This window comes from Paenibacillus sp. BR1-192, assembly GCF_029542445.1.
GTDB classification, from domain to species: Bacteria; Bacillota; Bacilli; order Paenibacillales; family Paenibacillaceae; genus Paenibacillus_AQ; species Paenibacillus_AQ lautus_A.
In genome coordinates this window covers 2,360,207-2,372,202 of the sequence record NZ_CP120718.1, presented here as the reverse complement: position 1 = coordinate 2,372,202, position 11,996 = coordinate 2,360,207, and the positions used below count along the sequence as shown (strand labels likewise).

Genomic DNA, 11,996 nt, shown 5'->3' with positions numbered 1-11,996 from the left:
TCTCTTACTCAAAACTGAAATTCCCTTTCAGGTCTGAAACCTCGTAATCATCCAGGGCATACCAAATAGCCGAGAACGTATGGGGGTCGATGCTGAAATCGTCTTCGATGATCTCCCCGTTCTTGTCCACGGCGTAAGTCAAATCTTTCAGCTCGTCGATCGTGTTCACGCATCGGTCCGAGCATATGATTTTTTTGAAACGTTTGACCTTCTTCGTATACTGCAGCCGCGAGCCCTGAAATTTCTTCGCCGGCCGCATAGCAAAGCCCATTTGCCGGAAATACTTGATCGTTTTCGGCTCCGCGGAATCTGCCCGGATGACTTCCCCGGTCCCTTGAAACTCGGCCAGATCCTCAGCTGTACGGTCATCGGTCATTTGATTCTTGTAATACTCCCAATGGATATACAGGATCTTCTCGTTATGGTCCACGGCCAGACGTATCAAGGCATTGTAAGAGGATTCGAAACCGAAGTCCATACCGGCGCGTCGGATCGGCGAACGGATAGCCCGAATCGCTTCCATCACCTCGTCATGTGGCCGCACCTCGAATTGAGGCAGCACACGCACACCGTTGACGCCAAAGCGGCCCCTCCGGGCAATACGGTGCAGATCCGGATCATACTTCTCCATATCCTCCAACTGTTCAATATAGCTTTCAGGGAGAAACAGGTTATCATCAGCTACGGAATGATGATAGTACGTGCCATTGACCACCTTGATTCGGTCACGATACAGCTCCTCGTCGTCCAGGACCGTCACCTTGGCCTTGGAGTCCTTGAAGAAGTGTTTATAGCACCAATTGGCCGTGCTGACCGGGTTGGTGCTCAGGATCATGTGCAACTGCAACGTCGGGTGCCGGAGACGGCCAAGCAATTCCTTGAAGCCTTCGTATTTGACCTCGCTGCATTCCTCAATCCAGACGATGGATACGTTATGAATGGACTTCAGTTTTTCCGGCTTATCCATCCCTTTGAAAATGATCTTGCTGCCATTCGGGAAGCGGATCTGCATCGGCGATACAACCGTTCGGACCTTACCTTCCAGGCCGAGATCGACAATGATCTCAGAGAGCAGGGCGTATGTGGAATCCCGAAGTGTATCATATACCTCCCGGACAACCAATGCCGTGCGCTTCTCATTCAGCAGCTTTAGGATGAGCTTCAACCCAGCGTGATAACTCTTAGATGATCCATAGCCTCCGACCAAGAAGTAAAACTTATGGGTCCAGTCAAATAAAAAATCCTCAAAATGAGGATTGACTTCCTTCTCCACCATGGCTGTCATGATCGCTCACCCTTTCGGGTAATGACAATCTGGATTGGCTTGTCGTCATCTTTGGCGGCTTTTTGGTCAAGCAAAGCAACCTCGCCTTTCAGTTTGGAGATCCTCAGCTCCTGCTCTTTGGTGACCAGCTCGGTTTTCATCAGCTCGTCATATTGCTTGATTAGGCTTTGAAGTGTAGCCATGGCCCGGCTCTGAGCCTGTAGGAATGTGGCCTGCTTATCCCAAGCCTGCTGAACCTCCCAACGTTCACCGCTGACGTTGCCGGTCTTCTCCTCGATCCTGGTCGTCGTGACGTCATCCCGATCCTTAACGTACATAATCTGCTGAGCCCGGATGATCGCCGTGTACTGGATCATGATGTTATCCCAAACGATGTCCAGCGGCTCCTTCGTCTGCAGCTGCTCCATGATCTCCAGGGACTCCGCCGGCAGATACTTCTGGAAGAATCCATGCGTGACGGCCTTATCGTTGCCTGGAGGGCCGCCTGGGCCGCCGCGGTTCCCTACCGCGTTCTTATTGCCCTTGGGCGCGCCGCCTTTGTTTGTGTGCACCCTTTTTGGTTTGTGTGCACCCTTTTCACGAGACCAGCCATGCCGTTGTTTCCAACTCTTGACGGTGTTAATCGAGACGCTATGTTTGTCAGCAATCTCTTGATATTTCATGCCTGACAGATAATCCTGCTCGGCCAGCTTATGCAATTCCGCCATTTACACGATCACCACCCCCGGCGTTGTGTTGGTTTTGTAACAAAGAAAAAAGCACCCGTTAAGGTGCTCTGCTATGAAGGATCAGCATTTGTAGAGATTCTGAAAGGATGATCAATAACATTGGAGTGCGCTATCTCCCTTGTACGCTCAAACACATCATCCATGTGACTGTATGTGATTTTGTTTCGACTTAACACCTCAAGGATTTCACTCGCCACGACTTCCAGATCGATAACCATATCTTTCACCTCTTTCCTGTTCACCTTTGCCGAGACTCACTTTTTAGGTCCCAAAGCTTGTTTCTGATATTCGACAACAAGCCGTAATGCCTCATCTCTCGAAAAACCTTGTGCTAACAGCTCATCGCGATACTTAGCCATCATTTTTGCCACATCACAAAACGCCATCATCATTTGATCCCATTCAGCTGTATTCATTTTTGCACCCTCCATTTTTTCCTTTTCTGCTTTAATCCAAAAAGAAAAAAGCCGCTAAGAAAGCGACTTAAATAGAAAATAGTTATTGACGTACGTAAATATAAAATGGTATAATATAGTTAGAAAGGAGGTGAACAAGATGTCAAAAACGAGAAAAGAAGAACGACGAGATGAACGAACGGCTAAAATCTTACTTATGACGGCAATCATAAGTTTGATGGGTTCGATCATCACCCTCATCACCACGCTGGTACGTTAATCAGACAACCCGGAAGGGAGGCCCTGCAAAGGGCTTCCTGAATGGGTGGGTGAAATATAAGGTGTCGTTCTTCTTAACTCGATTATACCACAAAGGAGCTGATCGTATGAACGTCTCCAAGATGAATAAAGCAACGATGATTATCAGCGTATTATCGATTTTGATAAGCCTGACAGCCATAGCCATCCTTATTGCAAAGTGGTGACATTATGCTTGAATTTGAAACCAAAGAACATCTGACTGCCTGGATAGCTCAAGAGCTCATCAGTACCGCTGAAGCTATTGAGATCCTGGGCTGCACTCGTCAGAACCTCCATTCCTTCGTTAAGCGGGAAAGACTCGTACCGGTCAAAGAGACGAACCGGGAACGCTTATTCTGGAGGTCTGAGGTTATGAACCTCAAAGATGAAGTAGCCAAGTATAACCGTAAATGACCCGTCTATATGGCGGGTCTTTTTTTATTTATCGTGTCTAGCAACGGCCGCATTCGCCCAGAATACCGACTGTTCCAGGTTCGTCAAGGCAAGCGACTTCTCGCGGCTGCCAGGAACCAATTCATCGATCAGATAAGCCAGTTCCTTTGCCTTCTCTCGGATTTGCTGATAGATCTCCGGTTGTCCTGGCGTCGGGGCGTGGTATTTGAAATTGTTCTCGATTTGTTCGTTCATATCGATCATTCCTCTCGGGATAATAATAAAAGGGCCGCCTCGATCCGAGACGGCAAGTGCGGAGGTTGAAAAGATTTGAATAATCCGAACGGCAGGATTTGAACCCACACTACTTACTCCCAAGGCAAGCGTGCTACCCAGCTACACTACATCCGGAAATGATGGCACCGACCCCAGGATTTGAACCTGGATCCTCTGCTCTCTGTTTTGACAGGGGCCCCGCAGCGCTCTTACCGTCGAGCTATGTCGGTGAAATTAAAAAGAGACGGCCACCTAACGGCTCGTTTGGTCCATTGCCGACCGTCTCCTTACATAAAGGGCACAATATCATTTTAACAGGGCTTGACAGGTAAAACAAGAACATACGTGCGCCAATTTAGCGCCATAGTTATGCCATTATTGTGCCAAAAAAGTGTACTCCTTTTCAGCCTCGGATAGCTTTCGCCAGAATGTACGCCTTGAGACACTTATCTCTGTACAAACATCATCAATTTCTTTACCTTCCACATGTACGAGTCTAAGCAGCTCTGCATCATTCGGCCGATACGCTTCCAGCGTTGTTAAAAGAAAATCAATCCGATCTATCTCGGTCTGTAGGTCTTGAAGTTCTGTCAAGCGCTCAATGATCTGGTCTATGCCATCACGGAGCTCGTAACCTCTTGCCTCAATCACCTTCTGAATCTTTCCACGGAGTTCGCGAAGCAGTTTCTGATCCCCATCGTCCATGACATCCACGGAAACGGCTCTCTTTTGCATTTTAATGCCTGATGGGTACTTACCCCCTAAATAGGCATGTGCGATCGATTCTAGCTCCTGTTCTCGCGCTGAGAGGTACATGTACGATGGCAGCCCTCGCAACCTCCGGTGCAGTTCCTGCAGCTGGTCATCCTCGTTCAGCCGGGACACCGTTATGCCGGATCCTACGCTATATGTCGAGAGTGCCTGTATGCGGGCTTTCTTCTGCCGGTACTGGGAAAGCTGCTCGATCACTTGATGGTCTGTTGTCATGCCTGCTCACTCTCCTCCACAAATCTTCTTGCAAAACTCAGCTGTTGCTCGATATATGGATCCGTATACTGACCACCCATCGCCAGCCAGTCGCCTATTCTCTTGTTGATGTCCTCCAGGACCACCGTAGGCAGCCGGGATGATATTTTCAGTATTTCGTCCATTGGGTTCGGATTTGTCATGTCTTCGACGCCCTCTCATTTACGCATTACGTTTCAATGTTCCAGAAGTAGTAACAAACTTGCCGTAGCCTCTATCCTCCACCTCATCGCTATGGCAGATCGGGCAAACGGTAACGGAATGATCTACATCCTCATCATCTTCTACCGTGAACATAACCGCGCATTCTGCGCACTCGTAGCTGTGCATCATCATAACCGGCATTTCCGGTTTGTCCGGGTAATTGACCCGTTGCGGCCAATCTAGCGGATTCCGCAAACGTTCATGGTAAATCATCGTTCGTATGGATCCCGATGTGCTGCCGAGCTCAAGGGCAATTTCTTTTACTGGCTTACCTGCAAGGAACAACTTGTGAAGCTGCTTCTTGTCTACTTTTTCAGTTTTCATTCGAATCACCTGCCATCACATTTATTTGGCTTTGGATCCGGCAAGATCACATAGATCTCGCCGATCAGCTCGCCGTCATCGCCGTATATCAAATCCCAAGGGGTATCCTGAAAATAGGGATCAATTTCAAACAATGCACTCCGCCTCCAACCTTCTCTGATATCTTTGGCGGTACATATCGACAAGACCTTCCCGTCTTAATCGATCATATTTCACACGGATCGTGTGCTCTGTTCGGCCAAGGGCAAAGGCAAGCGTCCGGACATCATCAAGACCATAAAACTTGCAAAGGTACTCCAGTTCTTCGCCGCTAAATGTTTTTCCATGGTTGAAGTGAAACTCAGGGTGATAGAGCATCCGGTTAAATCGATCATAGACAATCCCATCAGTTTGTGGTTCTACCTGTATCACTGACATTCCTCCCCGAATTCTTTTCGTACACCTCTTCCAGCCACTCGACCAACATCATCATTTGTTTAATCGCCAGCCGGTTCTCCTCGTACTTCCTGCAGATTTCTCCGGCGGAATCAGCGACCCATTTCCAGAATTCCGGACTGTGCATGCCGTATCGAGTCGCGGCGTCGTTCACCTGCTGGGTCCACTGGAACATATCCCAGAAAAACGCTTTGTAATCCATCGCCTACAGCTCCTCGATCCTGACGTAAATGCCTGGCCGGTCGGCCCAGAACTTCTCAATGATCTCGCTTGCCACGATAGCGTCATCCGTCCAGTAACCTAGTTCCGTCATGATATCAAACGGCAGCTTATTCAGGTTGTGCGTGTCCGGCTTCGTGGTTTTCCACTCGCCGTCGTAATGCTTGCTGCCGTCTTTAATCGGGAACAGCCATTTCACAATGACTCGCAGCGCCCCCTTGTACTTCTTCGCCGGCACATGCTGCCCCAAGTGAGCCATTAGCTTTGCACGAGCTGCCTTCAGATCGTCCGGCTCGTAGAATACGGGTTTACCGCTGACGACCGTCACCTTCTTCTCTTGGTGCGTTGCTGTCGGTGGGATCATCGGCATGAAGAATTCAGTCATCATCGCGTTGCTCCATCAGCTCTTCCCAGTCGTCGATCGTCCCCCGCAAGTAGCTGGCAGCTTCATCGTCAGAGAACAGCGCATCCCGATCCAGGACATACTTGACTTGGTATACTTCCTCTCCGGCTTTATTTTTGAACTTGGTACCGAACTGGAGCTTGCCGGCGATGTCATAACACCGCATAAAATTTCCGTTTCCGAATTCTATCGTTTCAGGGGTTTCCGTTTCCCAATATTTGTTATCATATTTTTTCGTCATCTTTTTTTCTCCTCTCGCGCGGAAGACTTGTAAGGGGGCGGGAATGTTACAGGGGAGGAGGGAGCGGAAGCGAACACTCCCTCCCCCATTACGTAAATTCCCTCTCCAGTCTTATAGACTTACATAATCATGATTTAAGTCTTAAACATACTACTACGGGCGCGCGTTATATACGCGTTATAATATATAGGGATTCCCCGCAAGTTTTCGCGGATTTTTGAAGTTGCGGCGACCATGGTGCTCGCAAATTGCGGCAATCATAAAATCATGGTATCCCCGCAACTTTTTGCGGATTGCAACCACCATAAAATTAATGGTCGCCGCCGCAATTCATTCATCTTCAGAGTCTTCCTTTTTGACAATCCGAAAGCCAAGTGAACGATCGATTTTGTATCCGTATTTTCTGATCCAGTCTCTCACGGTACGCTCAGCAACCTCTTTTCCTGTTTGCCCATACCATGCGATGACATCCAGTACGGTCGGCGGTTCCCCAAAATTACAGTTGTTCACGACATCCTCAAACTCTTCAGCTTTGGTCCGTCTCTCCTCTTTTGCCTTATCCTTCCGTTTATCTGCAGCCTTCTTCCATGGCGGCTGTGCAGAATCGCCTTCTGGATCAATGTCTTTCAAGCTGCCAACATCGTCCACCTTATGGATCGGGTACTGGAACCACATGTTTACCGGCTCAAACTTGGCATATTCCCGCAGCGTCCCTTCCACACGCCATGCAGAATTCCCCCGGACGGCCTTGATGACGCGATCGATCTCCGGTTTGATGTTTGCCATGACCTGCGGAATCGCGCGCTTAGCGTGGTCCTCCATGGCCTTGGCGCTGAGTTGATCGTCCTGGGAGACATGCTCCTGCAGGTACGCCGGGTTGTGCTGTTCAAAGAGGCGCTGATACATGTTGCAAATAGCCTTGTTCTCTTCTTGGCTTCGCAGCGCCTCCGTTACCTCAAGTTCCACAAGGTCGATAAGCGCATCCGGATCCCGTGCGAACACACCGCTGCCGCTTGCCCGGTCCATGGACTTCTTGCCGCCCTGTGACCCTTTGGAGTGATGATGGCAGTAAATGACGCTGCAGCCTAATTCCGTTGCGATCTTGTCAAATTGGTTTGTGAAGTGTGCCATCTGGTCAGCGCTATTCTCATCGCCTGTCAGAACCTTATAGATCGGGTCAATTATGACCGCGATATAATTCTTCTTGGCCGCACGCCGGATCAGCTTAGGAGCGAGTTTATCCATCGGTACCGACTTACCGCGCAGGTTCCAGATGTCAATGTTACCGATATTTTTCGGAACCAATCCCTTCGCCTGGTACACGTCTTTAAATCGATGTAAGCAGGAAGGCCGATCAAGCTCTAGATTCACATACAGGACCTTCCCTTGTGTGCACTGCCACCCTAACCACTCGTCTCCTTCGGCTATGGCGGTTGTAAGTCCGATCAATGCAAAGCTTTTGCCGGCTTTCGACGGCCCGGCGATCAACATCTTATGCCCCTGCCGCAACACGCCATGGATCAACGGTGGAGCCAAGACCGGCATGTTATCCCAGAAATCCGTCAGGCTCTCCGGATCCGGCAGATCATCGTTGACGCCCTCAATCCATTCGTGCCATTCCGCCCAGCTCGCTTTACCAATATTCGTATCTACGATGAATTGCTTTTTGCCATTACGTTCGACGCCCGGCATGCGGGACAGCCTGGAAGGATTTCGATTTTGATTGTCGATGTTCAGCCCGTTCTTCTTGCAGACGTTGTACAGGTAATCGACACGCTTCCGGTATTCGTCATAGCTGGCCGCATCCACCTTGACGATGGCGTGCAGGCTCTTGCCTCCGCTGTAGACCATGACGGCGATCGGCAGCTCCAACTCGCGCATGATGGCATTTTGCTTCTCGACGGCCATCGTATCTGACTCGACGAGTGCATATCGAAACTCCGAGACGTTCTCGTTTTTGACGCCTTTGCCATCCAGCGGATTGAAACGTATCCAAGCACCGGCAGCCGGGTCATAATCACCAAAGACAGATCCGATATCGCCGTTGCATTTATTTAGTCCTTGAATCAGCTCGCCGGCCGTCCGGTCCCAGGCTCCCTTTGTTGGTAAATACTTACCTTCATCGTTCTGCCAAGTGTCTACGACATACCCGACCTGCTCGGATGCCTCAAATAGCGTCTCAAGATAAGTGGTTAGCTGCTGGACAGGATTCCAGACCGCAGGTTCGTGAATCTCTTTGCCTTCAATCCAATTCTTATCAACGACGACGTAATCGCCGCCGGAAATCTCATCATCCCATCCCAACTCTCGATCTTCCCGATCGGCCGACCGCGGCACCCAGCCGTTATCCTTCGCCAGCTGCGTGATCGTTGCGCCGGTGACCGGATTGCCTGACCCTTCGAATGATGTCCATTTCTTGAAGCATTCGCCGGGGTGGTATCTGCCGCCGTCCCGTCTACTCCAATCGTCCCAATCACTGGCTGTATATCCTTCATATTTTAGAGCCATGCCCACGTTGACCCATTCCTGGTAACTCAAGAAAGAGGGATCGATGTATTCCAACAATGCAATGAGATCGAGTTTATGTTCCATTATGATTTCTCCTATAAACTGAATTCCAACTGTCCGGCACCGACTGCTTCCTTGTATCGCTCCAATGTCAAAGCACTTCCGGATCCCGTGCACAACTCCGGCAGGTTGGCCCGGACCAGTGCTTCTGCGAACGGTGGCGGTACGGCGTTGCCGCAGCGGGCTACCTGTGCGCTTTTGGAGTATTTCTTCCCGTCTGCGTCCACGGCGATGATGTAATTGGATGGGAAGCCCTGCGCCGCAAACAACTCGTGCGGCTCCAACATCCGCATGCCGATATCAATGATCTGATAGTCCACGCCGTGGATCGTGACCAAACCAAAGCGGTCCTTTGTGGTGACCGTGTGCAGCGGTTCATCCAGCTGCTGGCCGTTGTCGGCGCTGCCATAGTATTTGAGCAGGAAGGCTCGAACCTCCCCGACGTGCATCCCGCCGGCGGTGATCGTCGGCATCGGCTCCGAGGCTGGCTGTCCGTCTTGACAGGTACCCCGCAGCTTGACCAGATGTGATGTAACAATGCCAGACTTTCCACCGCCTCCAGCTGTCACCGTGCCGAGAGGGGAGTCTGCCGAGCTACCTATTGACTCACCAAAATGCCGGACGACATGCGCCGTTACCAACGCGTTATGATCGACTGAGGTCACCGTTGAGAGCGGTTCCCCCAGTCCTGTTCCTGGCCCAGTGTAATTGCCACCGTAATGCTTAGCCAGAAATGCTGCTACAAGTGCGTGTTTTCTCCCGCCGGAGACGACCGTGCCAAGAGGCTTATGAAGACCCGGCACCCTAGGCGCTTGGCCTGGTCCTTCGCCATATCCAATTTCGATAAGCGTCGGGCTTACAAGCAGGTGCTCTGCCTTGGTAGTTACGGTTGTCAGTGGATCTTCGGCCTTATATTGCAGTCGGTCTTCTCCAAATCCGGTTTGGCCGATCCGGGCGATGTATGGAGTTACGCTTCCCCAGCCGTTCTTTGCTGTCACGGTCTGGAGTGGTTCGTCTATTGACTGTCCGCGGAAATCCATGCCGTGATGATTGACTTTGATCACGAATGGAGCAAAAAACGGATTAGGATTTTCCAAAATGAATCGTTGCAGTCCTCTCGCTATTCGCCGTTCTGTATTCTCAGCCAGCGGTTTCTTCCGTTCAAAGATACTTGGACACGGAATCGACCAGTCGATGATCTCCGCTGCAGTACGCCACGGTTTCCGTTTGCCTGCAAGCACTTCTGGGCTATCGGGCGCGCCGTGGGTCGGCTCCGGCCAGACAATGGGGCGACCATCCCGCCGAGCTACAAGAAACAGACGCTTGCGGATCGTCGGGGCTCCATAATCACATGCCCGCAACTCGCGCCATTCAACTTCGTACCCATGCTGCCTAAGAGAATTCACGAAATGATTGAATGTGTGCCCCTTTCGATTGGGATCAGGCATGTAAATGCGCCGATCAATTGGAACAACTTCCCCCATTGCTGCCGGACCAACCTGATCCTCCTCGCCCTCAACCTTGGAGGGAATTTTCTTCAGCAACCTTCCTGTTGCCCGGTCACGCATCGGAATAAGCGGCCCCCAGGTTTTGAACTCCTCAACATTCTCCAGCATGATAACCCGTGGCCGGACTGTCGCTGCCCATCGAACGGCTACCCAAGCGAGCCCTCGGATTCCTTTTTCGACCGGCTTGCCGCCCTTGGCTTTGCTGAAGTGTTTGCAGTCCGGACTTAACCAAACCAATCCTACCGGGCGCCCGCCAGTGACTTCCCGGGGATCGACATCCCACACAGACTCACAATAGTGTTCTGTCTCAGGATGGTTAGCTCGGTGCATGGCGATCGCTGCCGGATCGTGGTTTATCGCTATATCTACACTCCGGCCGGTTGCAAGTTCAATGCCAGTAGAGGCTCCCCCGCCGCCGGCGAAGTTATCAACGATGAGTTCTTGCGTTACTGCCATGTGTTCAATCCCTCCATGAATCAGTAGCCAGCTTGTCAGCGATAAAGAAGTTCCCCCATCCATCACGTTTCAAATGTTTGTCAGCCGCTTGCCGCACAAGCAATTTCTCCCCACATCTCCGGCAGCAGACCGTTTCCTGGTCTTCCTTGATATAGTCGTTGGATCTATCCTTGCATTCTGGGTTTTTGCACCAGTACCGGAGTTTGTAGTGTGGAACGCCTTCCTTGTATTTGATCCCGGTCTTATACCATTCCGGTTCCTCTTCTGGAACATCTTGCGGAGGAGCTACCCCCAACATTTCACCAATCGTCGGGCTGAGTGTTCTTGTCGAATTAATCAGATCAGGCTTTTTGATCAATGGTTCGGTTTTGGTCGGCGCTGCTCTCTCCTCTAAGCGCGGAATGTTAAGTATTTCAGCATTATTATGATTTTTTTCTGGGATGATCGCTTCTTTCTCTTCCAATACCTTTGTCGTTCCTTGAATAAGGATGTCAGGGGAATGAGTTATCCCCTGCACATGTTCCTTCCCGGATCCCATTAGGTTGAAGAATCCTCTGATAACATCCGATTTATTGGCCTCCGTAGCATCCTCGATGATGAGTGTTCCTCGAGCCTTTTCGGTTTGAACATTCATATTAATTGACATTTGATTTACCCCTTCACTTTAATTTAGGTGTTCTTTGATAGACGAGTGCGAATATATCGCCGTACTTTCTTCTGACAGCACTCGCTCCTTTGGATGCGCGTTCTGTAGGTGTGTAAATCGGTCTTGTCTTCGCTTCCTGGACTGTCCAACCGCAAATCTTGACCCTTTGACGAAATGTCTCATATGCGATTCCGTTAAGAGCGGCTTCCTGGATGTCTTCAGGATCGTAGACTGTGTATCTATGGTGATTCAGTTTTTTTACTATTTCCTTGGGTGTCATAATCGGTTTTGTTGCTGCGTCTTGATGCGACCAACCACGATAAACTCTTTTGAAATACAGCTTTTTAGAAATTCCATTTTTAACGGCAAGATCTAGCCACTTTCGATGATCAAACCTTTTTAATGGAGGTTTGGTTATCGCTCGCTCCTTATCCCATCCAAGTCCTCGCACTCGATGATTTACAAGCTCCCTGGACACTCCGTTTTTGGTGGCCTGATCATATTCGGCTGGCGCAATGTAATAGTCGTATACTTTCATGGTTCTACGCCTCCTTTACTACAACCGGACCTAATGCCCAATGCGCGAACT

17 protein-coding genes and 2 tRNA genes are annotated in these 11,996 nt (G+C 50.2%); 1 reads left to right on the top strand and 18 read right to left on the bottom strand.

Annotation, left to right across the window (positions count from 1 at the left end):
• Nucleotides 1-4: 4 nt before the first annotated feature.
• The 3 genes from P0X86_RS10315 to P0X86_RS10305 all read right to left on the bottom strand — a co-directional run bounded on the left by P0X86_RS10315 (nucleotide 5) and on the right by P0X86_RS10305 (nucleotide 2,429).
• Entirely contained in the window at nucleotides 5-1,276 is a 1,272-nt protein-coding gene (locus P0X86_RS10315; RefSeq protein WP_277749025.1) for a PBSX family phage terminase large subunit, read from the bottom strand.
• A gap of 5 nt (nucleotides 1,277-1,281) precedes the next feature.
• Nucleotides 1,282-1,992 (bottom strand): phage terminase small subunit, encoded by a 711-nt coding sequence (gene terS / locus P0X86_RS10310; protein ID WP_277748442.1) that lies wholly within the window; start codon nucleotides 1,990-1,992, stop codon nucleotides 1,282-1,284.
• A 275-nt stretch (nucleotides 1,993-2,267) separates the two neighbouring features.
• Nucleotides 2,268-2,429 carry a hypothetical protein gene (locus tag P0X86_RS10305; RefSeq protein WP_277748441.1) on the bottom strand — a complete coding sequence of 54 codons (162 nt, stop codon included), beginning with the start codon at nucleotides 2,427-2,429 and terminating at the stop codon, nucleotides 2,268-2,270.
• Nucleotides 2,430-2,897: 468 nt separating this feature from the next.
• Here P0X86_RS10305 and P0X86_RS10300 point away from each other — a divergent pair, with 468 nt between their 5' ends.
• A complete protein-coding gene (locus P0X86_RS10300; RefSeq protein ID WP_277748440.1) occupies nucleotides 2,898-3,122 on the top strand; it encodes a DNA-binding protein in 225 nt (74 codons plus the stop codon).
• Nucleotides 3,123-3,146: 24 nt separating this feature from the next.
• Here P0X86_RS10300 and P0X86_RS10295 read toward each other — a convergent pair whose 3' ends face one another.
• From P0X86_RS10295 to P0X86_RS10225, 15 genes are all read right to left on the bottom strand, one after another.
• A complete protein-coding gene (locus P0X86_RS10295; protein WP_277748439.1) occupies nucleotides 3,147-3,464 on the bottom strand; it encodes an Acb2/Tad1 domain-containing protein in 318 nt (105 codons plus the stop codon).
• Nucleotides 3,440-3,512, bottom strand: a tRNA-Pro gene (locus P0X86_RS10290). The genes P0X86_RS10295 and P0X86_RS10290 overlap by 25 nt, the downstream gene beginning before the upstream one ends.
• Nucleotides 3,513-3,518: 6 nt before the next feature.
• Nucleotides 3,519-3,607 (bottom strand) — tRNA-OTHER (locus P0X86_RS10285).
• 145 nt (nucleotides 3,608-3,752) lie between these two features.
• The gene (locus P0X86_RS10280; protein WP_277748438.1) at nucleotides 3,753-4,364 is read right to left on the bottom strand and encodes a DUF1492 domain-containing protein; all 612 of its coding nucleotides are present in this window, start codon (nucleotides 4,362-4,364) and stop codon (nucleotides 3,753-3,755) included.
• Nucleotides 4,361-4,546 (bottom strand): DUF6877 family protein, encoded by a 186-nt coding sequence (locus P0X86_RS10275; protein WP_277748437.1) that lies wholly within the window; start codon nucleotides 4,544-4,546, stop codon nucleotides 4,361-4,363. The genes P0X86_RS10280 and P0X86_RS10275 overlap by 4 nt, the downstream gene beginning before the upstream one ends.
• Nucleotides 4,547-4,565: 19 nt before the next feature.
• Nucleotides 4,566-4,931, bottom strand: a complete 366-nt coding sequence (locus P0X86_RS10270; protein WP_277748436.1) for a hypothetical protein — start codon at nucleotides 4,929-4,931, stop codon at nucleotides 4,566-4,568.
• Between the two features lie 5 nt (nucleotides 4,932-4,936).
• Complete coding sequence (locus P0X86_RS10265) at nucleotides 4,937-5,065, bottom strand: hypothetical protein (RefSeq protein ID WP_277748435.1); 129 nt, start codon at nucleotides 5,063-5,065, stop codon at nucleotides 4,937-4,939.
• Nucleotides 5,058-5,342, bottom strand: coding sequence for a DNA-entry nuclease (locus tag P0X86_RS10260; protein ID WP_277748434.1), 285 nt, complete (start codon nucleotides 5,340-5,342; stop codon nucleotides 5,058-5,060). The genes P0X86_RS10265 and P0X86_RS10260 overlap by 8 nt, the downstream gene beginning before the upstream one ends.
• The gene (locus P0X86_RS10255; protein WP_277748433.1) at nucleotides 5,317-5,568 is read right to left on the bottom strand and encodes a hypothetical protein; all 252 of its coding nucleotides are present in this window, start codon (nucleotides 5,566-5,568) and stop codon (nucleotides 5,317-5,319) included. The genes P0X86_RS10260 and P0X86_RS10255 overlap by 26 nt, the downstream gene beginning before the upstream one ends.
• 3 nt (nucleotides 5,569-5,571) lie before the next feature.
• A complete protein-coding gene (locus P0X86_RS10250; RefSeq protein WP_277748432.1) occupies nucleotides 5,572-5,973 on the bottom strand; it encodes a RusA family crossover junction endodeoxyribonuclease in 402 nt (133 codons plus the stop codon).
• On the bottom strand, nucleotides 5,963-6,229 hold the full coding sequence (locus P0X86_RS10245; protein WP_277748431.1) for a hypothetical protein: 267 nt from the start codon (nucleotides 6,227-6,229) through the stop codon (nucleotides 5,963-5,965). Before P0X86_RS10245 ends, P0X86_RS10250 begins: the two co-directional genes overlap by 11 nt.
• 330 nt (nucleotides 6,230-6,559) lie before the next feature.
• Nucleotides 6,560-8,821: an AAA family ATPase gene (locus P0X86_RS10240; protein WP_277748430.1), complete on the bottom strand. Its 2,262-nt coding sequence runs from the start codon at nucleotides 8,819-8,821 to the stop codon at nucleotides 6,560-6,562.
• Between the two features lie 11 nt (nucleotides 8,822-8,832).
• Nucleotides 8,833-10,761, bottom strand: a complete 1,929-nt coding sequence (locus P0X86_RS10235; protein WP_277748429.1) for a DNA cytosine methyltransferase — start codon at nucleotides 10,759-10,761, stop codon at nucleotides 8,833-8,835.
• A gap of 4 nt (nucleotides 10,762-10,765) precedes the next feature.
• On the bottom strand, nucleotides 10,766-11,407 hold the full coding sequence (locus P0X86_RS10230; protein WP_277748428.1) for a hypothetical protein: 642 nt from the start codon (nucleotides 11,405-11,407) through the stop codon (nucleotides 10,766-10,768).
• Between the two features lie 13 nt (nucleotides 11,408-11,420).
• Entirely contained in the window at nucleotides 11,421-11,945 is a 525-nt protein-coding gene (locus P0X86_RS10225) for a hypothetical protein (protein WP_277748427.1), read from the bottom strand.
• Nucleotides 11,946-11,996: the final 51 nt, after the last annotated feature.

Coding starts and splice junctions, on each gene's coding strand:
- P0X86_RS10255 (WP_277748433.1), bottom strand. CDS start 5,568: ATGGATTACAAAGCGTTTTTCTGGGATATGTTCCAGTGGACCCAGCAG.
- P0X86_RS10270 (WP_277748436.1), bottom strand. CDS start 4,931: ATGAAAACTGAAAAAGTAGACAAGAAGCAGCTTCACAAGTTGTTCCTT.
- P0X86_RS10280 (WP_277748438.1), bottom strand. CDS start 4,364: ATGACAACAGACCATCAAGTGATCGAGCAGCTTTCCCAGTACCGGCAG.
- P0X86_RS10300 (WP_277748440.1), top strand. CDS start 2,898: ATGCTTGAATTTGAAACCAAAGAACATCTGACTGCCTGGATAGCTCAA.
- P0X86_RS10275 (WP_277748437.1), bottom strand. CDS start 4,546: ATGACAAATCCGAACCCAATGGACGAAATACTGAAAATATCATCCCGG.
- P0X86_RS10315 (WP_277749025.1), bottom strand. CDS start 1,276: ATGGTGGAGAAGGAAGTCAATCCTCATTTTGAGGATTTTTTATTTGAC.
- P0X86_RS10235 (WP_277748429.1), bottom strand. CDS start 10,761: ATGGCAGTAACGCAAGAACTCATCGTTGATAACTTCGCCGGCGGCGGG.
- P0X86_RS10245 (WP_277748431.1), bottom strand. CDS start 6,229: ATGACGAAAAAATATGATAACAAATATTGGGAAACGGAAACCCCTGAA.
- P0X86_RS10240 (WP_277748430.1), bottom strand. CDS start 8,821: ATGGAACATAAACTCGATCTCATTGCATTGTTGGAATACATCGATCCC.
- P0X86_RS10305 (WP_277748441.1), bottom strand. CDS start 2,429: ATGAATACAGCTGAATGGGATCAAATGATGATGGCGTTTTGTGATGTG.
- terS (WP_277748442.1), bottom strand. CDS start 1,992: ATGGCGGAATTGCATAAGCTGGCCGAGCAGGATTATCTGTCAGGCATG.
- P0X86_RS10250 (WP_277748432.1), bottom strand. CDS start 5,973: ATGATGACTGAATTCTTCATGCCGATGATCCCACCGACAGCAACGCAC.
- P0X86_RS10225 (WP_277748427.1), bottom strand. CDS start 11,945: ATGAAAGTATACGACTATTACATTGCGCCAGCCGAATATGATCAGGCC.
- P0X86_RS10230 (WP_277748428.1), bottom strand. CDS start 11,407: ATGTCAATTAATATGAATGTTCAAACCGAAAAGGCTCGAGGAACACTC.